The organism is Streptomyces sp. NPDC127197, assembly GCF_042672405.1.
Classification (GTDB): Bacteria; Actinomycetota; Actinomycetes; order Streptomycetales; family Streptomycetaceae; genus Streptomyces; species Streptomyces flavusporus.
In genome coordinates, this window is record NZ_JBHXVG010000007.1 from 17,059 (window position 1) to 38,594 (window position 21,536).

The window sequence follows — 21,536 nt, forward strand, 5'->3', positions numbered from 1 at the left end:
GCGCGCGGCCCGGGGGGAGACCCCGCTCACCGTCGGGTGAGCCGGGCCTCCGCCTCGTCCCAGCGTGCCGTGTCCCCCCGCGGCTCGTAGCGCGTCAACGGCTGCGTACGGGTGAGCAGTCGCCGCCCGTCCGTGAGGTCCCCGACCAGCCCATGGGCCCGGGCCTGGACGAGGACGTTCCCGAGGGCGGCGGCCTCGGTCGGGCCGGCCACCACCGGCAGCCCGCAGGCGTCGGCGGTCAGCTGGCACAGCAGGGCGTTGCGCGTGCCGCCCCCGACGACGTGCACGACGTCGACCGGGTGGTCGGCCAGCCGCTGCGCCTCCGCGATCGCCCTGCGGTGCGCGAGGGCGAGCGAGTCGAGGATGCAGCGCGTGATCTCGGCGGGCGACTCGGGCACCGGCTGCCCCGAGGCGCGGCACGCCTCGGCGATCCGCTCCGGCATCCGGCCCGGCGCGAGAAACGCCGCGTCGCCCGCGTCCACGACCGACCGCAGCGTCGGTACCCGGGACGCGTCGAGCAGCAGCTCGCCCAGGTCCGGGTCCCCCCAGGCCCGTACGCACTCCTGGAGCAGCCACAGCCCCATGATGTTCCGCAGATAGCGGACCGTGCCGTCCAGCCCCAGCTCGTTGGTGAAGTTGGCGGCCCGGCTCTCCTCGCTCAGCACGGGGGCATCGAGCTCCAGCCCGGCCAGCGACCACGTGCCGGTACAGATGTACGCGAACCGTTCACACCCGGCCGGCACGGCGGCCACCGCGGACGCGGTGTCGTGCGACCCGACGGTCGTCACCGGCACCGGCCCGCTCAGCCCCGTCTCCTCCAGCACCTCGGCCCGCAGCACACCCGCCGGATCACCGGGCTGTCGCAGCGGCGCGAACAGCCCCAGGTCGATACCGAGCCGCGCGGCGATGTCGTACGACCAGTCACGTGTCCGGGGATCGATCAGCTGGGTGGTGGAGGCGTTGGTGAGCTCGGTGCCCTGCTCGCCCGTGAGCCAGTACGCCAGCAGATCGGGGATGAGCAACAGCCGCCGGGCATGAGCCAGTTGGGCCGATTCCTGCGCTGCCGTCAGCTGGTACAGCGTGTTGAAGGGGGCGTACTGCAACCCGGTCGCCGCGTACAGCTCCTGCGCCGGGACGGTCGCCCACACCTTCTCCGCGACCCCCTCGGTACGGGAGTCCCGGTAGTGCACGGGGTTGCCGAGCAGTGCCCCGTCCGCGTCCAGCAGGCCGTAGTCCACGGCCCAGCTGTCGATACCGACGGAGTCGACCTGCCCGGCCGCCCGCAGCCCGTCCAGCACCCCGGCATACAGACCGAGCACGTCCCAGCGCAGCCCTTCCGGTACCCGGACGGGCCGGTTGGGGAAGCGGTGCGCCTCGGTCAGCTCCAGGCTGTCCGGGCCGACGCGGCCGACCATGACCCGCCCGCTGGACGCGCCCAGGTCGACCGCGGCGTACGACTTCACGCCCGCGCTCATCGCAGGAAGGCGGCCGCGACGCCGGCGTCGACCGGAATGTGCAGCCCGGTGGTGTGGGTCAGGTCCCCACCGGTCAGCGCGAAGACGGCGTTCGCGACATGGTCCGGGAGCACCTCGCGCTTGAGGATGGTCCGCTGGGCGTAGAACTCGCCGAGCTTCTCCTCCTCCACGCCGTACACGGCGGCCCGCTGGGCACCCCAGCCACCGGCGAAGATCCCGGACCCGCGCACCACACCGTCCGGGTTGACCCCGTTGACGCGGATGCCGTGCTCGCCGAGTTCGGCGGCCAGCAGCCGCACCTGGTGGGCCTGGTCGGCCTTGGTGGCGGAGTAGGCGATGTTGTTCGGCCCGGCGAAGACGGCGTTCTTCGAGGCGATGTAGACGATGTCACCACCCAGCCCCTGAGCGATCATCACCCGGGCGGCTTCCCTCGACACGAGGAAGGAACCGCGCGCCATGATGTCGTGCTGGAGGTCCCAGTCCTTGGCCGAGGTTTCCAGCAGCGGCTTGGAGATGGAGATCCCGGCGTTGTTGACGACCAGATCAACCCCACCGAAGGCCAGCACGGCCGCCTTGAAGGCGTCGGCGATCTGCTCCTCGGACGTCACGTCGACGGTCACAGGGACAGCCTTGTCAGGACCGCCGAGCTCCTCGGCGACAGCCTGGGCGTTCTCGGCGTTGAGGTCGGCGACGACCACACACGCACCCTCGGCGACGAGCCGGTGCGCGATGGCCTTCCCGATCCCACTGCCCGCCCCGGTCACCAGCGCGACCCGCGTCGCGAGCGGCTTGGGCTTCGGCATCCGCTGGAGCTTGGCCTCTTCGAGGGCCCAGTACTCGATGCGGAACTTCTCCGACTCCTCGATGGGCGCGTACGTCGAGACGGCCTCGGCCCCACGCATCACATTGATGGCGTTGACGTAGAACTCGCCCGCGACCCGGGCGGTCTGCTTGTCCTTGCCGAAGGAGAACATGCCGACACCCGGGACCAGCACGATCGCCGGGTCGGCGCCGCGCATGGCGGGGGAGTCGGGCAGGGCGTGCCGCTGGTAGTAGGCGGCGTACTCCTCGCGGTACTCGGCGTGCAGCTCCTTGAGCCGGGCGATGGCCTCGTCCAGCGGAGCGGTGGGCGGCAGGTCCAGGACGAGCGGCCGCACCTTCGTACGGAGGAAGTGGTCCGGGCACGAGGTGCCCAGGGCCGCGAGACGCGGGTGCTCGGCGCTCGCGAGGAAGTCGAGGACGACCTCGGAGTCGGTGAAGTGACCGACCTGCGGACGGTCCTGGGAGGCGATGGCGCGGATCACCGGTGCCAGCGCCGCGGCACGCTCCCGGCGCTCGCCGGCGCCCAGCGCCGCGTAGCCCTCGATCACCGGCCCGAAGGGCTCCGGCTTCCCACGCTCGGCGAGAAACGCTTCCGCGGTCCGGATGATGTGCAGCGAGTTCCGCTCACACTCCTCGGAGGTGTCCCCCCAGGCGGTGATCCCATGCCCGCCGAGGATGCACCCGATGGCCTGCGGGTTGGCCTCCTTGACCGCGGCGATGTCGAGCCCCAGCTGGAACCCGGGCCGCCGCCACGGCACCCACACCACGGTGTCACCGAAACACTCGGCGGTCAGCTTCTCGCCGTCGGCGGCACAGGCCAGCGCGATACCGGAGTCGGGATGCAGATGATCGACGTGCGCGGCCTCGACGAGCCCATGCATGGCGGTGTCGATGGAGGGAGCCGCCCCGCCCTTGCCGTGCAGGCAGTAGTCGAAGGCGGCGACCATCTCGTCCTCACGCTCGACGCCCGGGTAGACGTCGACGAGCGCCCGCATACGGTCCAGCCGCAACACGGCCAGCCCACCCTCGGTGAGCGTACCGAGGTCGCCCCCGGACCCCTTGACCCACATCAGCTCGACGTCACCACCGGTGACAAGGTCGGTGTCGGTGCCCTTCGCGGAGGCGTTGCCGCCGGCGTAGTTGGTGTTACGGGGATCGGAGCCGAGCCGATGCGATCGAGCGAGGAGGGCGGCGGCTTCGGGATGGGTTGCCATGAACTTTCAGTCCTTACCAGAGAGGGGGAGTGCACTTACCTAGGGGCGCGGGGCTGTGTTGAATTTGCGGCTACCGCCGCGTGGGCGCGACCAGCCACAACGGACCCGCAGTCCACGACGAAACAGATCCCGGCAGACGCTTACGCGCCCCAGCCGGCCTGCTGCCCACCGACCCGCTCCTCAGCGATCTTCTCGGCCCACCCGGACCGGGCATACGCACCCATGGGGTCAGCGTCCAGCCCCATCTCCGCACGCACCTCGGCAAGCAGCGGCCGCACATCCGTGTTGTACGCGTCCATCAGCACGGCGTTGGCGCCCAACACATCCCCCGCCCGCTGCGCAGCACCCAGCGCGTCCCGATCCACGAGCAGCGCCTTCGCCGTGGCCTCCTGCACATTCATCACCGACCGGATGATCGCCGGAATCTTGGCCTCGATGTTGTGGCACTGGTCGAGCATGAACGCGACCTCGGGCGAGAACCCACCCCCACGCACCACCTCGTACATGATCCGGAACAACTGGAACGGATCCGCGGCCCCGACCATGAGGTCATCGTCCGCATAGAACCGCGAGTTGAAGTCGAACCCCCCGAGCTTCCCCTCCCGCAGCAGCGTCGCGACGATGAACTCGATGTTGGTCCCGGGCGCGTGATGACCCGTGTCGACAACGACCTGCGCCTTCTCCCCGAGCTTCAGACAGTGCGCGTACGCCGTCCCCCAGTCCGGCACATCCGTCGTGTAGAACGCCGGCTCGAAGAACTTGTACTCCAGCAGCATCCGCTGCCCGTCCCCCAGCCGCTCGTACACCTCGGCCAGGCCCTCCGCCAGCCGGTCCTGCCGCGCCCGGATGTCGTCCTGCCCGGGATAGTTGGTCCCGTCGGCGAACCACAGCTTCAGGTCCGTGGACCCCGTCGCGTCCATGATGTCGACGCACTCGAGCAGGTGGTCCACTGCCTTCCTGCGCACCGCCGCATCCGGATGGCAGATGCTGCCCAGCTTGTAGTCGTCGTCCTGGAAGGTGTTGGAGTTGATCGCTCCCAGCTTCACACCGCGATCCTCGGCGTACTTCGCCAGCGCCCCGTAGTCGTCCACCTTGTCCCAGGGGATGTGCAGGGCAACCGTCGGCGCCACACCGGTGAACGCGTGCACCTGCGCCGCGTCGTCCAGCTTCTCCTGCGGCGTCCGCGGAACACCGGACTGCGCGAACACCTTGAACCGCGTCCCCGAGTTCCCGTACGCCCACGACGGCGTTTCGACTGCCTGCGTCTTGAGTGCGGCCTTCACCGCGGCGAGCTCGGTCACTGAGGGCTCCTGTGACGTCGGGTCGGAAAGTCAATTGAACGGCTTCGTTGTGAAACGATTCAAGACGGGAACGTATGAGCCCTCCGGAGGGGTGTCAAGCCCTGCGGCCAAGGGTGTTTCTCGTGACCCGGTCGTGACCTTCGTTCATCGAAACTTTTTCGACACGGACCCATTGACGTGACATGCGCTCCATGCCTAACGTCCCGGCAACCAAGTTGAAACCTTTCACGACGCCGAGAGGGCCGTCCCGCCGGCGTCGTCGAGGAGCCCCCATGACCCACCCGTCCACCACGGGTCCGGCCCCGGTTCTTGCGCTCAGGGACATCTCGAAGTCCTTCGGCGCGGTCCGCGCCCTGCGGGACGTCTCCCTGGAGCTGTTCCCCGGGGAGGTGCACGCCCTCGCCGGGGAGAACGGCGCGGGCAAGTCGACCCTGATCAAGACGCTCGCCGGAGTGCACCGGCCGGACGCCGGCCAGGTGCTGCTCGACGGTCAGCCGGTCGTCTTCCACGGCCCCGGCGACGCCCGCGACGCCGGCATCGCCGTGATCTACCAGGAGCCGACCCTCTTCCCCGACCTGTCGATCGCCGAGAACATCTTCATGGGCCGCCAGCCGCGCCGCGCCCTCGGCCGCATCGACCACAAGGCCACCCACGCCGCGACCCTCGCCCTGATGCAGCGCCTCGGCGTCGAACTCGACCCCGACCGCCCCGCGCGCGGCCTGTCCATCGCCGACCAGCAGATCGTCGAGATCGCCAAGGCGCTCTCCTTCGACGCCCGCGTTCTGATCATGGACGAGCCGACCGCCGCCCTCACCGGCAGCGAGGTCGCCCGCCTCTTCGGCGTGGTCCACACCCTGCGCGAACAGGGCGCAGCGGTGCTCTTCATCTCGCACCGCCTCGAGGAGATCTTCCAGATCTGCCGGCGGGTGACCACCCTGCGCGACGGCGCCTGGATCTCCAGCGAGCTCCTCGACGGCATGACGGAGGACGACCTCGTTCGCCGCATGGTCGGCCGCGACCTCGACGAGCTCTACCCCAAGCAGGACGTGCAGCCGGGCGAGGTCGCCCTGAGCGTGCGCCGGCTGACCCGGGAGGGCGTCTTCACGGACGTCTCCTTCGACGTACGGCGTGGCGAGATCGTCGGCCTCGCGGGGCTTGTCGGCGCGGGCCGTACGGAGGTCGCGCGGGCCGTGTTCGGCATCGACCGCTGGGACGCCGGTGAGGTCGAACTGGACGGGCGGAAGCTGATCAACGGCGCCCCCTCCACCGCGATGGCCGCCGGCCTCGCGCTCGTCCCCGAGGACCGGCGCGCCCAGGGCCTGGTGATGGACATGTCCATCGAACGCAACATCGGCCTGACCGGACTTCGTACGACGGTGAAGGCCGGCTTGATGGACCGCGGCGCCGAACGCAGCCGGTCCCTGGACTGGGCCGTCAAGCTCCAGGTCAAGTACGCCCGGATCGCCGACACCGTCGGCACGCTGTCCGGCGGCAACCAGCAGAAGGTCGTCCTGGCCAAGTGGCTCGCCACACGGCCCAAGGTGTTGATCGTGGACGAGCCGACCCGCGGCATCGACGTCGGAACCAAGGCCGAGGTGCACCGGCTGCTGAGCGAACTGGCCGCCGACGGTGTGGCCGTCCTGATGATCTCCTCCGACCTGCCCGAGATCCTCGGCATGGCCGACCGCGTGCTGGTGATGCACGAGGGCCGGCTCACCGCCGAGATCCCACGCTCCGACGCCACCGAGGAATCCGTGATGGCCGCAGCCACCGGGAGGGCCGCCGCATGACGGTGATCACCCCGAACAAAGCCCCCGTCGCCGAGGTGCCCAAGTCCAGCGGCACCCGCCTCGTCGACCGCGTCTTCAAGATGCGCGAACTCGCCATCCTGGCCGTCTTCGTGGTGATGATCGTCATCACCCAGCTGGGCAACAGCGAGTTCCTCACCGAGCAGGGCATCAAGGACCTGCTGCTGAACGCGACCATCCTGGTGCTGGTGGCCGTCGGACAGTCGCTCGTCGTCATCACCCGCAACGTCGACCTGTCGGTCGGATCGACGCTCGGCATCAGCGCCTTCGCCGCAGGTACGTATCTCCAGGGTGGCGGCAACTCGATGGTCGCCATCCTCCTGGCAGTCCTGATGGGCATCGGCTTCGGTCTGCTGAACGGCCTGCTCGTCAGCCTCGGCCAGGTGCCCGCGCTCGTCGTGACGCTCGGCACGCTCTACATCATCCGCGGCATCGACTCCATCTGGGTCGGCTCCCGCCAGATCACGGCGGCCGACCTGCCGGACGGCTTCGTCGACTTCGGCTCCGGCGGCATCCTTGCCGTGCCGTGGCTGGCGCTGATCGCCCTCGCCGTCCTGGTGGCGACGGCGTACTACCTCAAGCACTTCGGCAGCGGCCGCGAGCTGTACGCCCTCGGCTCCAACCCCGAGGCCGCCCGCCTCGCCGGCATCCCGGTCCGCAAGCGGATCCTCGCCGCGTACACCTTCTGCGGTGCCCTCGCCGGGCTCGCGGGCGCGCTGTACCTGGCCCGGTTCGGCAACGTCGACTCCGGCACCGGCAACGGCTACGAACTCACCGTCGTCAGCGCGGTCGTGGTCGGCGGCGTCGTCTTCACCGGCGGCTCCGGCAGCGTCTACGGCGCGGCCCTCGGCGCGCTGCTGCTGACCTCCATCAACAGCGTGCTGCCCGCGCTCGGCGTCAGCTCCGTGTGGGTGCTCGCGATCAACGGCATCCTGCTCATCCTCGCCATCGCCGTGGACCGTGTGGTCGCTCTGCGGGTGGCGTCGGCCCTGAAGAAGAGGAACGCCCGCCATGCCTGAGTCCTTGACGCGCGCCGTCCGCTGGGACACGGTCGTCGGCGCCCTCCTGATCGTCCTGCTGCTGCTGTCGTTCTCCTTCGTGGACGGCTTCGGCAACGCGCTGAACCTGTCGTTCCTGATCGGCAACACGCTGCCCATCGCGCTCATCGCCCTGCCGATGACGCTGCTGGTCGTCTCCGGCGAGATCGACCTCTCCGTCGCTTCCACGGCCGGCCTGTCCGGCGCGGTGATGGGCGCCCTGTGGAACCAGGGCATGACCATCGAGACGATCATCCCCATCTGCCTGCTCCTGGGCGTGGTGTGCGGACTGATCAACGGCCTGCTGGTCACCAAGCTCGGCCTGCCGTCCCTCGCCGTCACCATCGGCACCCTCGCCGCCTACCGGGGCGTCGCGCAGATCGTGCTCGGCTCCGACGCGGTGACCGACTTCCCCAGCCAGTACCTCGACTTCGCGGCCGGACGCATCGGCGACACCTTCATCCCGTACGCCTTCCTGCCCTTCCTCGTCCTGCTGGCGATCGCGGTGGTCGCCCTGCACGCCACCCCGTTCGGGCGGTCGCTGTTCGCGATCGGCGCCAGCGAGGAGGCCGCGCGCTTCGCCGGTATCCGGGTCAAGCGGCAGAAGCTGATCCTGTTCACGCTGACCGGCCTGATGGCCTCGCTCACCGGCATCTTCTGGGCGCTGCACTACGCCAGCGCCCGCTACGACAACGCCACCGGCCTCGAACTGTCCGTCGTCGCCGCGGTGCTGCTCGGCGGCATCGACTTCGACGGCGGCAAGGGCACGCTCGGCGGCGCGATCGCGGGAGTCTTCCTGCTCGGCGCGCTGCAGAACGTGATGAGCCTCCAGGACGTCTCCGCCCAGTCGCAGATCGTCGTCACCGGCGTACTGCTCGTCCTCTCCGTGCTCGGCCCGCGGGTCGCACGCCAGATTTCCGTCGCGAGGGCGGCTCGCTCCGCTGGAAAGCCCGTTTGAAAGCTGCCGGCCATCTGTAGCTGGTCGTGCCCACGCGGCGGAGCCGCACATCGATACAGTCCCGCGCCCCTAGGGGCATCCACTCACCCTCGTCAAAAGGATCCGACATGCGCAAGGCATCCATCCGCCGCACCTGCGCGGCCCTCGCCGCCGTCACCTCGCTCGCCCTCGCCGCCACCGCCTGCGGTGGCACCACCAAGGAGGACGTCGCGAACGAGGGTGGCTCGGCCGCCACGGCCGGCAAGGCCGACCCCAACGCCGAACTCAAGAAGGGCCTGACCGTCGGCTTCCTGCCCAAGCAGGTCAACAACCCCTACTTCACCACCGCCGACAAGGGGGGCGAGGCAGCCCTGAAGGAGCTGGGCTCCAGCTACAAGGAGGTCGGCCCGTCCAGCGCCACCGACACCTCCGGGCAGGTCTCCTACGTCAACACGCTCACCCAGCAGCAGGTCGACGCGATGGCCGTGTCCGCGCAGGACCCGGGCGCCCTGTGCACCGCGCTCAAGCAGGCCATGAGCAACGACATCAAGGTCGTCACCTACGACTCCGACACCAAGCCCGACTGCCGCAACGCCTTCGTCTCGCAGGCGTCCGCCGAGGACCTGGGCCGCACCGAGGTGCAGCTGCTCGCCGAGCAGATCGACTACAAGGGCGAGATCGCGATCCTGTCCGCCGCGCAGACGGCGACGAACCAGAACACCTGGATCGAGTTCATGAAGGACGAGCTCAAGGATCCCAAGTACAAGGACATGAAGCTCGTCAAGGTCGCCTACGGCAACGACGACGCCCAGCAGTCCTTCCAGCAGACCCAGGGCCTGCTCCAGGAGTACCCGAACCTGAAGGGGATCATCTCCCCGACCACCGTCGGCATCAAGGCCGCCGCCCAGTACCTGTCCGGCTCGAAGTACAAGGGCAAGGTCAAGCTGACCGGCCTCGGCACCCCCAACGACATGCGCAAGTACGTCAAGAACGGCACCGTCGAGGCGTTCGAGCTCTGGGACCCGGCCAAGCTGGGCGAGCTGGCCGCGCGTACCTCCGTCGCCCTGGTCTCGGGGCAGATCACCGGCAAGGAGGGCGAGACCTTCACCGCCGGTGACATGGGCGAGTACACCATCGGCAAGGACGGCGTGATCAGCCTCGGCAAGCCGACCGTGTTCGACGCCAAGAACATCGACCAGTTCAACTTCTGATTCCTGGGGGCTGTTGATGCAGCGCGTGTGCTTTCTTCTGAAGGTCCGGGCGGACCGCCTCGACGAGTACCGCGAGCGGCACGCCGCCGTGTGGCCCGAGATGCTCGAGGCACTCTCGGCCACCGGCTGGCACAACTACTCCCTCTTCCTGCGGGAAGACGGCCTGCTGGTCGGTTACTTGGAGACCGAGGACTTTGCCGCCGCCCAGGCCGGCATGGAAGCCACCGAGGTCAACGCCCGTTGGCAGGCGGAGATGGCGCCGTTCTTCGAATCGCTGGACGGCGCCCGGCCCGACGAAGCGATGAAGCCCCTGGCCGAAGTCTTCCACCTAGCCTGAGCCGGAGTTGCTGTCATGAGAAGACGTACCGTGCTCGCCACGGCCCTGCTGAGCGCCGTGGCCGGCCCCGGCCTCGCCGCCGGTACTGCCCGGGCCGCCGACCCGGGCCCCTCGGTGACCCTGACCGGCACCACCACGCTCGACAGCCAGGCCATCTTCTTCGTGTCGTACGACGGCCTGGTCAACAACAACGCCTTCCAGAAGAACGGCCTGCTGACCTACAAGGGCTACCAGTACGCCGTCTGGTACACCGCCGACCGCAACGCCGTCGTCGGCCGCCGTGCCCTCGGCGCCACCACCTGGTCCACGGTCAAGGTCGGCCACACCCTGCGCTACAACGACTCCCACAACGTCATCTCCATGGGCGTCTCCAAGGTCGACGGCCGCCTCCACCTCAACATGGACTCGCACAGCGACGGCTTCACCTACGTCAAGTCGGTGGCCGGCCTCATGGACAACCCCGGCGGCCTGAGCTGGACCACGAGCCGCTTCGGAGCACCCCAGTCCACCCTCGACGGGCTGACCCTGACCTCGCAGTTCACCTACCCGCAGTTCATCTCGACGCCCGACGGCAGGCTCCAGCTCAGCTACCGCGTCGGCATCTCCGGCAACGGCCGCAACGCGCTGGCGGAGTACGACGGCACGAAGTGGACCGCGCTGGGGGAGTGGACGAGCTCCACCGGGACGTACACGAGCGAGCACGGCTCCAGCACCGCCCGCAACATGTACCTGCACGGCATCGACTACGACCGCAACGGGCGCCTGCACTCCTTCTTCACCTGGCGCGAGCAGAACGGCGCCGTGATGTGCAACGGCGGCGGCATCACCAACCACGACACCGGCTACGTCTACTCCGACGACCGCGGCCGCACCTGGCGCAACAACGCCGGCACCGTCGTCGGCACCACCGGCGGCTCCGACCGGGTCTCCGTCACCGACGCCGGCCTGGTCGTCGACCCGCTCAACCCGGACCACTCCCTGATGAACCAGGAGAGCCAGTTCACCGACTCCGCCAGCCTCCCGCACGCGATCATCAGCTACGTACCCGGCCGCTTCGGTCAGTGCACGACGAACTACGTCGCGAACCGTACCGCCGACGGCCGCGCCTTCCACGTCCGGAAGAACTCCTCGGGCACCTGGCAGAAGACCGAGATCCCGGTCCCGCTGAACTCCAGCCAGCGCACCAAGCTGATCCTGGACAAGTACGACAACGCGTACGCGATCTTCCCGTTCTGCCGGATCGCCGGAGCCTCCAAGGCCTCCGGATACACGGACTGGACGATGCTGTACGACGGCGTCACCGCCGGGCTGAACGCCTTCGGCGAGGTCGTGATCGACGAGACGCGCATCGCTCAGGACAACTTCCTGTCGATCATGTACCAGGAGAAGTCCAGCGGTACGACACCCTCGGCGCTGCGCAACCTCAACTTCCGCCTGCCTGCCTGACCGCAGCCGTTGTGGGGCGGCATGAAGGTAATGTGAAGTGCTTCCCGCCGCCCCTCGTCTTCCTGGAGGTCCCTGCCCGATGGCCCAGTCGGTGGGTATCAAGGACGTCGCCCGCGCCGCCGGAGTCTCCGTCGGCACGGTCTCGAACGTCATCAACCGTCCGGACACGGTCGCGACCGAGACCCGGGCGCGGGTGCAGTCCGCGATAGACCGGCTGGGTTACGTCCGCAGTGAGTCCGCACGCCAACTGCGCGCGGGCCGCAGCCGGATCATGGGCCTGCTCGTCCTCGACATGGGCAACCCGTTCTTCGTCGACGTCGCCCGCGGCGCCGAACGGGCCGCACGCGAGGCCGGCCTCGGCGTCATGGTCTGCAACAGCGCCCAGGACCCGACGGAGGAGGCGGAGTACCTCTCCCTGTTCGCCGAGCAGCGGGTGCGCGGCGTGCTGCTCACCCCGGCCGACGCCACCGGCCGGAACATCGACACCTTCCGCCGCCACAACATCCCCTTCGTCCTCGTCGACCGGGTCGCCGAGGGCACCACCGAGTGCTCCGTCTCCGTCGACGACGTGGCGGGCGGCGCCCTGGCCGTACGCCACCTGGTGGACGCCGGGCACCGCTCCATCGCGTACGTCAGCGGGCCGCCCGGCCTGAACCAGGTGCGCGACCGGCGTACCGGCGCCCTGAACGCGCTCGCCGAGGCCGGCCTCGGCCCCGACGCGCTGCGCGAACTGCCCACCGAGCGGCTCGACGTCGCGGCCGGCCGGGACGCCGGCGCCCGCCTCCTCGGCCTCGCCGAGCGCCCCACCGCCGTCTTCTGCGCCAACGACCTGCTCGCCCTCGGCGTCCTGCAGGCCATGTACGCGGCCGGCGTCGGCGTCCCCGACGACCTCGCCATCGTCGGCTACGACGACATCGAGTTCGCCGCCGCCGCGGCCGTCCCCCTCACCTCCGTACGGCAGCCCGCCGTCACCATGGGCGCCCTGGCCGCCGAACTGCTCCTGGAGGAGACGGAGGCGGAAAGCGCGCCGACCCGGCACGAGCACCGGCGGGTCGTGCTCCAGCCGGAGCTGGTGGTGCGCCGCTCCAGCCTCTCGGGCCGCTGAACCGCCGGTCAGCAGCCGTTCATGATCCCCGGTCCAGCCGGGCGGACGCGCATGTGCTGAACTGGGACGCGGCCCGCACCGTCGTCCGCACCCGGGAGACCCGTTGAGCGTCAGCTATCGCCAGCCCGGCGTCGTCCTCACCGACCGCCACTTCACCGTGCCCCTCGACCACGACGACCCGGAGGGCGAGACGATCGAGCTGTACGCCCGCGAGGTCGTCGCGAGCGACAAGGCGGCCCAGGACCTGCCCTGGCTGGTCTACCTCCAGGGTGGCCCCGGCTTCGGGGCGAACCGTTTCATCGGGAAGCAGGCCTGGCTCGGCCGCGCCCTGAAGGAGTACCGCGTACTCCTCCTCGACCAGCGCGGCACCGGCCACTCCACCCCCGCCAACCGCCAGACGCTCCCGCTGCGCGGCGGCCCGGCCGAGCAGGCCGCGTACCTGGCGCTGTTCCGCGCCGACTCGATCGTCCGTGACTGTGAGGCGATCCGCCCCGCGGTCACCGGCGGCGCCCCCTGGACCGTCCTCGGCCAGAGCTTCGGCGGCTTCTGCACGGTGACCTACCTGTCGACCGCCCCCGAAGGGCTGCGCGCCGCCGTCATCACCGGCGGACTGCCCGCGCTCGACGCGCACGCCGACGACGTCTACCGGGCCGCCTACCCGCGCATCGAGCGCAAGGTCATGGCGCACTACGCGCGCTACCCGCAGGACGTCGAACGCGCCCGCCGCATCGCCGATCACCTGCTGACGCATGACGTGGTCCTGCCCAACGGCTACCGGCTCACCGTCGAGGCCTTCCAGTCCCTCGGCATCCTGCTCGGCGGCTCCGAGGGCGGCCACCGCCTGCACTACCTCCTGGAACAGGCCTTCGTCCGCACCCCGCAGGGAGCGGTCCTCTCCGACGCGTTCCAGGAGGAGGTCCAGGGCGTGCTCTCGTACGCGAGCCACCCCCTGTACGCCCTCGTCCACGAGGCGATCTACGGCCAGGACGGGCGGCCCACCGACTGGTCGGCCGAGCGGGTCCGCGCGGAGTTCGGGCAGTTCGACGCCGCCAAGGCGCTCGGGGGCGACGGACCACTGCTGTTCACGGGGGAGTCCGTCCACCCCTGGACGTTCGACTGCGACCCGGCTCTGCGCCCCCTGCGCGAGACCGCCGACCTGCTCGCCGCCCGCACCGGCTGGCGGCCCCTGTACGACCCGGCGCGCCTCGCCGCCAACGAGGTGCCGGTCGCGGCGGCGATCTACCACGACGACATGTACGTCGACACCGCTCACTCGCTCGAGACCGCCCGCACGATCCGCGGCCTGCGGACCTGGGTCACCGACGAGTTCGAGCACGACGGGGTACGGGCGTCGGGCCCGCGGGTCCTGGACCGACTGATCGCGCTGACGCGGGACGAGGTGTGAGTCCGGGGGCGCGGACTGGGGAACTGTCCGGCATGATCCGCCGGACAGACCGTACTCTGCGGGCATGACCGAACCGACGATCACTCAGCTCCAGCCCATGCCGGACGACTGGCAGCGCGCCCTCGCGGTCGTGGCGCACCCGGACGACCTCGAGTACGGCTGCTCGGCGGCGATCGCCACGTGGACCGACGCCGGACGCGAGGTGGCCTATGTCCTGGCCACCCGTGGCGAGGCGGGCATCGACACCCTGGAGCCCGCCAGCTGCGGCGCGCTGCGGGAGCGCGAGCAGCGGGCGAGTGCGGCCGTCGTCGGTGTGTCGGTGGTGGAGTTCCTCGACCACAAGGACGGCGTCATCGAGTACGGCATCGCCCTGCGCCGTGACATCGCCGCCGCGATCCGCCGGCACCGGCCCGAGCTGCTCATCACCCTCAACCACCGGGACACCTGGGGCGGCGTCGCCTGGAACACCCCGGACCACGTGGCCGTCGGCCGCGCCACGCTCGACGCGGCCGGCGATGCGGGCAACCGGTGGATCTTCCCGGAGCTCGTCGAGCAGGGCCTGGAACCCTGGAACGGCGTCCGATGGGTCGCCGTCGCAGGTTCCAGCAGCCCCACGCACGCCGTGGACGCCACGCCCGGCCTGGAGCGCGGGGTGCGCTCGCTGCTCGAACACCACGCCTACATCAAGGCGTTGACGGACGAGGACCCGGAAACGTACGTCCGGGGCTTCCTGACCGGCTTCGCGGAGGAGACGGGGAAGCGGTTCGGGGGCAGGCCCGCGGTGGCGTTCGAACTCTTCGGCCGGTGACAGGGGGTCAGACGGCCACGGTCAGCGGCCCGACGACGCGGTGCGGGTTCACGACCCGTCCGTCCGGCAGGAGTTCACCGGTGTCGTCGAAGACGATGGTGCCGTTGCACAGCAGGTTCCACCCCTGCTCGGGGTGGGCCGACACGATCATCGCGGTGTGGTGCTCGGGGCTGTCGGCGGTGGGGCAGGGTGGCTGATGGCGGCACATGACGTCTCCTCGATCCAGTCGGCTCCTGACCGCGGTCGGCTCGTATCTCTGTAGTAGCCGAAGCTGTTTTCCGTTGTGTGAGGGGACCCCCACAGGGCCGGAAATTCGTCGGTGAGTTTTCCTTTCGGGCGGGCCATTAGGCTGAGGGCATGCAAGACCATTCCGACGACCTGGCCGACCTGCGCGGAGACTGCGCGAACTGCTTCGGGCTGTGCTGCGTCGCCCTGCCCTTCGCCGCCTCGGCGGACTTCGCGATCGACAAGGACGCCGGAAAGCCCTGCGCCAACCTGCGGGGCGATCACCGGTGCGGCATCCACGCCACGCTGCGGCAGAAGGGCTTCACCGGCTGCACGGTCTACGACTGCTTCGGCGCCGGACAGCGTGTCTCGCAGGTCACCTTCGGCGGACAGGACTGGCGGACCGGCTCCCGGGAGCACGCCCGTCGGATGTTCGACGTGTTCCCCGTCGTGCGGCAGCTCCACGAGCTGCTGTGGTACCTGACCGAGGCGCTCACCCTGCCCGCCGCCTGGCCCGTCCACGCCGACCTGCGGCGGGCCCTGGAGGACACCGAGCGGCTCACCCGGCTGAGCGCCGACGACCTCGGCGCGCTGGACGTGGGTGCGCACCGGCAGGAGATCAACGTTCTCCTGCTGAAGACCAGCGAGCTGGCCCGGGCGGGCGCACGCGGGCGCCGGAAGAACCGCCGGGGCGCCGACCTGATCGGCGCCCGTCTCAAGGGTGCCGACCTGAGCGGCGCGAACCTCCGCGGTGCTCTGCTCATCGCCGCCGACCTGACCGGCGCCGATCTGCGCGGCGCGGACCTGATCGGCGCGGACCTGCGCGACGCCGACCTCACGGACGCCGATCTGACGGGCGCGTTCTTCCTGACCCAGCCGCAGGTCAATGCGGCCCGGGGGACGGCGGGCACCCGCCTGCCGGCATCGGTGCAGCGGCCCGCGCACTGGGGCTGACGCCCCCGGCGCACAGCAAACGCAATGGTCCTGCCTGGTTGGCGTACGCCTGGATCTTCGATAGGTTAGGCAAGGCTTACCTAAGGAGGAACTGGGATGGGTGACAGCCACGCCTGGGCTGCCGTGCCCGCCGCGGCGGAACGGGCCCGATCGGTGCTCGCCACCTCGTGGTCGTGCGCGGTGACCACGGAGGGCGTCCGTGAGGAACTCGTCGGCGCGCACAGCGTGGCCGAGGACGGGCGGGTGATCCTACAGGTGCCCGAGGACAGCGCGCTGCTCGCGGCCACGATCTGCGCGCCCCGCGGGGAGCCGTCCGCCGTCCTGGAGTTCGCCGACGTGGCGCCCGTCCCGATGCGCAACCGCATCCGGGCCCGGCTGTGGCTGGCCGGCTGGTTCGCCGTCGAGGAGGGCCACCTGGCCTTCCGGGCCACCCGGGTGGTGCTGCGGCAGACGTCCGGCGCGGTGGTCGTCGACCTCGACGAGTTCGCCGCCGCCTCACCCGACCCGCTGGCCACCGCCGAGGCCCGGCTGCTGACCCACCTCGCCGACGCCCATCCCGACGCGGTCGAGCGCCTCACCCGCCTTGTCGAACCCGGCAGCCTGCACGGCGTGGTGCGTGTCCAGCCGCTCGCCGTCGACCGGCACGGACTGACGCTGCGGATCGAGCGCCGCCGCGCCCACGGCGATGTGCGGCTGCCCTTCCATGCGCCCGCCGACGGCGTCGCGCAGCTCACCGAGCGCATGCACGTGCTGCTCGCGCAGGCGAGCGCCGCCTCCTGCCCCCGAGCCCTACAGCGGCAGCGCACAGACGGCGACGGGTGAGGTGAACGGCTCGCCCGCGAGCCGCAGTTCACCGTTGTCCGTGTTCACGCGGAAGACGCTCACGGTGCTGGACCTCTGGTTCGCCACGAACAGCAGTGCGCCGTCCGGCGAGAAGGCGATCTGCCGCGGGAAGTCACCCGACACCGGAACCGTGTCCAGCAGCCGCAGCCGGGCGCCGTCGGCCTCCACCGCGTAGCGCGCGAGGCTGTTGTGGCCCCGGTTGGCGAGATACGCGTACGAGCCGTCCGCGGTGACGAGGATCTGCGCCGGGTAGTTGGTGCCCTCGCCCGCCCCGGTGGACTGGGCCTCGCCGACGGTCAGCCGTCCGGTCGCCGGGTCGTAGGCGCAGACCGCGACCGTGTCATCGACCTCGTTGGCCAGATAGGCGTGCCGCCCACCGGGGTGGAAGGTGAGGTGGCGCGGACCGGCGCCCGGCCGGGTGCGGGCCTGCGACACCTCGCGGAGCGTGCCTCGGCGCTGGTCGAGGCGGTAGGTGTAGACGGTGTCCGTGCCGAGGTCCACCGCGAGAACATGGCGGCCGTCCGGGCTGGTGACGATCTGGTGGGCGTGCGGGCCCTCCTGGCCCGGCCCCGGAGCCGGAGTGGAGTGCGTGACCAGGTCGGTGCGCTCGCCGAGCGCGCCTTCGGCGTCGATCGGGTGCACGGCCACGCTGCCGGAGGTGTAGTTGGCACTGAGCAGCCACCGTCCGCTCGGGTGCACGGAGAGATGGCAGGGGCCTGCGCCGCCGGTGCTGCGGCTGCCGAGGATCTTGCGGTCGGACAGCCGGACGGCGGTCACGGCGCCGTCCTCACGCTCGTTCACCGCGTACAGGGTGCGGCCGTCCGGGTGCACCGCGAGATACGACGGATCGCCGATGCCGGTGAGGGTTCCGGCGCCGGTGATGCCGCCGGTCGCCGGATCGTAGGTGGCCAGGCCGATGCCGGTGCCGCCGCCGTCGACGGAGGTGTAGGTGCCGAGGCAGAGCGGACGGGGGCCGGAGGGCGGCTTGGGCGAGGCCTGCCCGGAGCCGCCCGGCGACTTCTCGGGGGTCTCGTCCGCCGGTGTGCTTCCGCAGGCGGCCGACGCCGGCAGCGCCGCACCTGCCAGAGCCCCGACCAGGCGCCGCCTGCTCCAGCCGCCGCGCGACACCCGCGCACCCCTGCCCATTCCCGCACCTCAGCTCATCGGTTGGCCCCGTCGTGACAGCCACCTTGGCGCGGATCACCCGTCAAGTGCAAGAACGGCAACGCCGATTGCGCATAGTGCAACGAGGGCGGGGGCTACCAGTCGCCGTCCTCGACCGGCTTGCCCTGCGCGTCCCCCAGCGGTTTCACCTGGTGCGGGGAGGGGTTCTGCCAGGGCTCGTGATCGTCGCCGAGCCAGTCGCCGACCGGCTTCACCTGGCCGAGGGCGTCGGTGGGGGCGAGGTCCTGGGCGTCCTCGTCGTAGTACTCGTACCACGGCAGGCCCGCACGGGTGTACGCCGCCCGGTCCACGGGCGACGGCGGGGGAGCCTCCCCGGTGATGCGGCGCCACTCCGGCGGCGTCACCAGATGCACGAAGACCCGCCCGGCAGGCTCCTCGGCCCAGTCCGACAGTGGACGCTCGTCCCGGTAGACCTCCTGGCGCATCGAACCGCCGACCCCCAGTCCCATCGCCGCGGCGGCCCGGGGACGACCGCCCGCAGGCGCCGCCGAGGGGGCCGGCATCGCGCCCGGAGCGGGCGGCGCGGCCCCGTAGCCCGGGGCGGACAGGGGCATGGCCCGCGCCTGCTCCGCACGGCGCCGCTCCTGCTCGCGCCAGGTGGCCAGCGCGTCGCCGTTCAGCGGGAACGACTGCAGCTGTACGCCGCCCCAGACCTCCTCGCCCGTGACCTGGCCCTCCACGGTCGCCCCGATGCCCAGCGGCACCGCCACGAACTGGCGGACCGTGCCCTTCCCCGAGTTGATGCCGTCCAGCCACGGCTGCCGCGGCAGCACGACGTAGTTCTGCGGATCGCGGGCGAGCCGGTCGCTCCACGGCTTTCCCGAGACCGCGCACACCTTGCCCACCCCGACCTGCAGAGCGGCGGGCTCGGTCGTGCCCGCGAAGCTCAGCCACATGGCCTCGCGCAGATACACCGGCAGCATCACGCCGCCGCGCGCCCGCCACTGGTCGGGCACCGTCTCCGGGTAGTCCGCCACCCGTCGGATCGGGAACTCGCCGAGCCCCGGCGGCAGCGGATGCGTGCCCGTCTCGGGCAGCCGCAGCGTGCGGACGAACCGCACCGCCACGCCGCCCGGCAATCGCAGCGTGTTCCCGTCGATCCGCACGGTGGTGTCGGCCATCTGCCCGCTCCCTCGCATCCGGTGCCGGCCCGTTCCGGCGCTCCCTCACCAAGAACGCCCGCTCATCCCGGTACGGTTCCGCCACAGCTGCTCCTGAACACCCATGCGCTCACGCAGCCGGGTGAGCCTCGGCAGGCGTTCGCGCTGCTCCCGGGTGTGGCGGTCCAGCTCCTCCAGCAGGCGGCGGGTGCGGTGCTCGGTGTCGAGTTCATCGAGGATGCGGTTGACCTCGGTCAGTACAGCGCCGTACAGCTGCCACTGGTGGGGATCGCGCCGGACCTCGTCCAGGAGCAGCTGGGCCAGCTTGTCCCGGCTGCCCGCAGCCGTACGCAGCTCGTTGGTCAGTCGCGACTCCGCCGACTCGGCGCTGACGCTGACATGCGTGGTGACCAGCACCGCGAAGCTGACCACGGCGTCGCCGATCTGGCACAGAAGCTGCTCGACGACGGCACCCGACTCCTTCTCGAACAGCGGCTCCGGTTCGCGTTCCTTCGCGAGGTCGGTGAGGGTGCGGGCGAGGACCCGCAGGACGACGGTGCAGATCTCCAGCGTGTCCAGACCGGTGCGCAGCACCACCCGGTGCAGCAGACCCTCACGCACCCGCGGATTGAGCCGCAGACTGTCCTCGGCCTGCCGCAGCGCCGCGTCCACCTCCACGATGTCGTGGTCCAGCCGCCGCGCCTCGTGCAGCCGTTCGGCCGCGAGGTCGACGGGGGTGCGGCCCGCGGCCTCCTCGCCGACATGCAGCATCAGCTGCCGCATCCGGCGGGCCAGCCCCTCGATCGACGCCCCCGCCTCGCCCACCCACACCGGCGGTGGCAGCAGCACATTGCAGGCGAGGCCGACCACCGCGCCGATCAGCGTCTCCAGGATCCGCGCCCACGCGGTGTCGCCGACGGTGGTGACCCCGAGGACCAGCATCGCGCTGATCGCCACCTCGGGGACGTACTCGTCCACCCGCACCAGATGCCCGACCGCCAGCGCGGCGATGATCAGCAGAGCGAGGCTCCACCAGGTCAGGCCCACCAGGAGGCTGAAGGCGATGGCGACCAGGACCCCGGCCACCACCGAGTTCACCCGGCGGATGCCGTTGGTGAGCGTGGCGTACAGGGTGACCTGGACGACCAGCAAGGCGGTCAGCGGCGCGGTGAGCGGTGCCGCCTCGGGGCTCAGGCGCAGCGCGATGACATACGCGACCGTCGCCGCGGCCGACGACCGTAGCGCCTGTACGACCACGGGATCCCGGAGGGCCTTCCGCACAGACCGCACGAGGGGTGCCGACCACTCTCGTACAACTCGCATGCCTTGGCCTGTTCCCTTTCCCCACAGGCATCGAACGTATCGAGCGTCAGGCGTGCAGCTTGTCGAGGAAGGCGGACAGGTTGCCCGTCGTCCGGGCGATCTGTTCCTCCGGCGTGAGGCTCTCCTCGAAGCGGGCCCCGGATTCCGAGACCTTCTTGCCCCGCACGTAGAGGGAGCAGGCGAGGTCGGTGCACATGTAGACACCGACGGAGTTCCCCTCGCGGCCCGCCGCGCCCGCCTTGCGGGCCGTCATCAACGTCACGCCGCCCCGCGGATGCGTCGTGAGACAGAGCGAGCACATGCTGCGGTGCAGATAACCGCGCTGCGGGGGCGGGAACCGCAGGGTCACTCCGACGAGCCGCCCCTCCCGCTCGGCGACCAGATAACTGCGGTCGGGTGCGCCGGGATCTCGCCAGCCGAGGAAATCCAGATCGTCCCAGGGGCGTTCGCCGAGGTCACGCGGGACGGCCAGTCGTTTGGCCTCTCCCTTGGAACAGTTGATGAAAGAGGTGCGGATGTCCTGCTCGGTGAGCGATCGCATGGCAGTCTCCGGGGCTTTCGCCAAAAAGCTAGGGGTCCTAGGTACTGGCCTAGGTTAGGTAGCCCCGACGCGGGGCAGCCACTGGATTTCCGGAGGACTGAGCACCGGCTCATCACGACGTGCGGTTTCGTCGCCATGGCCGGCGGTACTCGCGTGTGCCTGGGGACGACACGAAGGGAGCCCGTCGTGAGCCACCATCGACACGAGGAACCCGGCCGCAGCCCCGACCCGGTGTCCAGGGACCTGCCCGACCAGCAGGCCCGCGAAGGCGAGAAGGACCCCTGGGAGGTGCCCGCCCCCGCAACGGACCGCGGCAGCGACGAGACGGCCGAGGCCGAGACCGAGGAGCCGACCACCGATGTCCCCGACACGGACGAGGCAGGGACGGGCAGACAGGGTGCCCCGCACTCGGCCACCGTGCACCCCGAGCACCCGGCACCGGACGAGTCGACGGCCTGA

At 70.6% G+C, this 21,536-nt stretch carries 20 protein-coding genes; 12 read left to right on the forward strand and 8 right to left on the reverse strand.

The window, feature by feature from the left end:
- Positions 1–26: 26 nt before the first annotated feature.
- From ACFVJQ_RS13075 to rhaI, 3 genes are all read right to left on the reverse strand, one after another.
- Positions 27–1,475 carry a rhamnulokinase family protein gene (locus ACFVJQ_RS13075; protein ID WP_385783382.1) on the reverse strand — a complete coding sequence of 483 codons (1,449 nt, stop codon included), beginning with the start codon at positions 1,473–1,475 and terminating at the stop codon, positions 27–29.
- Entirely contained in the window at positions 1,472–3,511 is a 2,040-nt protein-coding gene (locus tag ACFVJQ_RS13080) for a bifunctional aldolase/short-chain dehydrogenase (RefSeq protein ID WP_385783385.1), read from the reverse strand. The genes ACFVJQ_RS13075 and ACFVJQ_RS13080 overlap by 4 nt, the downstream gene beginning before the upstream one ends.
- 140 nt (positions 3,512–3,651) lie before the next feature.
- The gene (rhaI, locus tag ACFVJQ_RS13085; protein ID WP_385515729.1) at positions 3,652–4,812 is read right to left on the reverse strand and encodes an L-rhamnose isomerase; all 1,161 of its coding nucleotides are present in this window, start codon (positions 4,810–4,812) and stop codon (positions 3,652–3,654) included.
- Positions 4,813–5,084: 272 nt separating this feature from the next.
- Here rhaI and ACFVJQ_RS13090 point away from each other — a divergent pair, with 272 nt between their 5' ends.
- The 9 genes from ACFVJQ_RS13090 (at position 5,085) to ACFVJQ_RS13130 (ending at position 14,906) form a co-directional block, all read left to right on the forward strand.
- A complete protein-coding gene (locus ACFVJQ_RS13090; RefSeq protein ID WP_385515728.1) occupies positions 5,085–6,602 on the forward strand; it encodes a sugar ABC transporter ATP-binding protein in 1,518 nt (505 codons plus the stop codon).
- On the forward strand, positions 6,599–7,639 hold the full coding sequence (locus tag ACFVJQ_RS13095; RefSeq protein WP_385515727.1) for an ABC transporter permease: 1,041 nt from the start codon (positions 6,599–6,601) through the stop codon (positions 7,637–7,639). Before ACFVJQ_RS13090 ends, ACFVJQ_RS13095 begins: the two co-directional genes overlap by 4 nt.
- Positions 7,632–8,615: an ABC transporter permease gene (locus tag ACFVJQ_RS13100; RefSeq protein WP_385515726.1), complete on the forward strand. Its 984-nt coding sequence runs from the start codon at positions 7,632–7,634 to the stop codon at positions 8,613–8,615. The genes ACFVJQ_RS13095 and ACFVJQ_RS13100 overlap by 8 nt, the downstream gene beginning before the upstream one ends.
- Positions 8,616–8,722: 107 nt before the next feature.
- Positions 8,723–9,805, forward strand: a complete 1,083-nt coding sequence (rhaS, locus tag ACFVJQ_RS13105) for a rhamnose ABC transporter substrate-binding protein (protein ID WP_385515725.1) — start codon at positions 8,723–8,725, stop codon at positions 9,803–9,805.
- Positions 9,806–9,821: 16 nt separating this feature from the next.
- Complete coding sequence (locus ACFVJQ_RS13110) at positions 9,822–10,142, forward strand: L-rhamnose mutarotase (RefSeq protein ID WP_385515724.1); 321 nt, start codon at positions 9,822–9,824, stop codon at positions 10,140–10,142.
- Between the two features lie 15 nt (positions 10,143–10,157).
- Positions 10,158–11,588: a BNR repeat-containing protein gene (locus tag ACFVJQ_RS13115; protein ID WP_385783391.1), complete on the forward strand. Its 1,431-nt coding sequence runs from the start codon at positions 10,158–10,160 to the stop codon at positions 11,586–11,588.
- Between the two features lie 79 nt (positions 11,589–11,667).
- Positions 11,668–12,693 carry a LacI family DNA-binding transcriptional regulator gene (locus ACFVJQ_RS13120; RefSeq protein WP_385515722.1) on the forward strand — a complete coding sequence of 342 codons (1,026 nt, stop codon included), beginning with the start codon at positions 11,668–11,670 and terminating at the stop codon, positions 12,691–12,693.
- 103 nt (positions 12,694–12,796) lie between these two features.
- Positions 12,797–14,098 (forward strand): alpha/beta fold hydrolase, encoded by a 1,302-nt coding sequence (locus ACFVJQ_RS13125; RefSeq protein ID WP_385783394.1) that lies wholly within the window; start codon positions 12,797–12,799, stop codon positions 14,096–14,098.
- Positions 14,099–14,162: 64 nt separating this feature from the next.
- The gene (locus ACFVJQ_RS13130; RefSeq protein WP_385783397.1) at positions 14,163–14,906 is read left to right on the forward strand and encodes a PIG-L deacetylase family protein; all 744 of its coding nucleotides are present in this window, start codon (positions 14,163–14,165) and stop codon (positions 14,904–14,906) included.
- Positions 14,907–14,913: 7 nt separating this feature from the next.
- On the opposite strand, the gene ACFVJQ_RS13135 is transcribed toward ACFVJQ_RS13130, so the two are convergent.
- Positions 14,914–15,114, reverse strand: coding sequence for a DUF5999 family protein (locus ACFVJQ_RS13135; protein ID WP_385515719.1), 201 nt, complete (start codon positions 15,112–15,114; stop codon positions 14,914–14,916).
- 149 nt (positions 15,115–15,263) lie between these two features.
- On the opposite strand from ACFVJQ_RS13135, the gene ACFVJQ_RS13140 reads away from it, so the two are divergent.
- Positions 15,264–16,085: a pentapeptide repeat-containing protein gene (locus ACFVJQ_RS13140; RefSeq protein WP_385783401.1), complete on the forward strand. Its 822-nt coding sequence runs from the start codon at positions 15,264–15,266 to the stop codon at positions 16,083–16,085.
- A 96-nt stretch (positions 16,086–16,181) separates the two neighbouring features.
- Positions 16,182–16,907, forward strand: a complete 726-nt coding sequence (locus ACFVJQ_RS13145) for a DUF2470 domain-containing protein (RefSeq protein WP_385783404.1) — start codon at positions 16,182–16,184, stop codon at positions 16,905–16,907.
- On the opposite strand, the gene ACFVJQ_RS13150 is transcribed toward ACFVJQ_RS13145, so the two are convergent.
- From ACFVJQ_RS13150 to ACFVJQ_RS13165, 4 genes are all read right to left on the reverse strand, one after another.
- Positions 16,875–18,074: a lactonase family protein gene (locus ACFVJQ_RS13150; protein ID WP_385783407.1), complete on the reverse strand. Its 1,200-nt coding sequence runs from the start codon at positions 18,072–18,074 to the stop codon at positions 16,875–16,877. The two genes, ACFVJQ_RS13145 and ACFVJQ_RS13150, sit on opposite strands and share 33 nt — an antisense overlap.
- A gap of 113 nt (positions 18,075–18,187) precedes the next feature.
- Complete coding sequence (locus ACFVJQ_RS13155) at positions 18,188–19,234, reverse strand: hypothetical protein (protein WP_385783410.1); 1,047 nt, start codon at positions 19,232–19,234, stop codon at positions 18,188–18,190.
- Positions 19,235–19,279: 45 nt separating this feature from the next.
- Positions 19,280–20,536: an aromatic acid exporter family protein gene (locus tag ACFVJQ_RS13160; protein ID WP_385515714.1), complete on the reverse strand. Its 1,257-nt coding sequence runs from the start codon at positions 20,534–20,536 to the stop codon at positions 19,280–19,282.
- Positions 20,537–20,582: 46 nt separating this feature from the next.
- A complete protein-coding gene (locus tag ACFVJQ_RS13165; RefSeq protein WP_385783413.1) occupies positions 20,583–21,077 on the reverse strand; it encodes an FBP domain-containing protein in 495 nt (164 codons plus the stop codon).
- Positions 21,078–21,263: 186 nt separating this feature from the next.
- Here ACFVJQ_RS13165 and ACFVJQ_RS13170 point away from each other — a divergent pair, with 186 nt between their 5' ends.
- Positions 21,264–21,536, forward strand: a complete 273-nt coding sequence (locus ACFVJQ_RS13170) for a hypothetical protein (protein ID WP_385783416.1) — start codon at positions 21,264–21,266, stop codon at positions 21,534–21,536.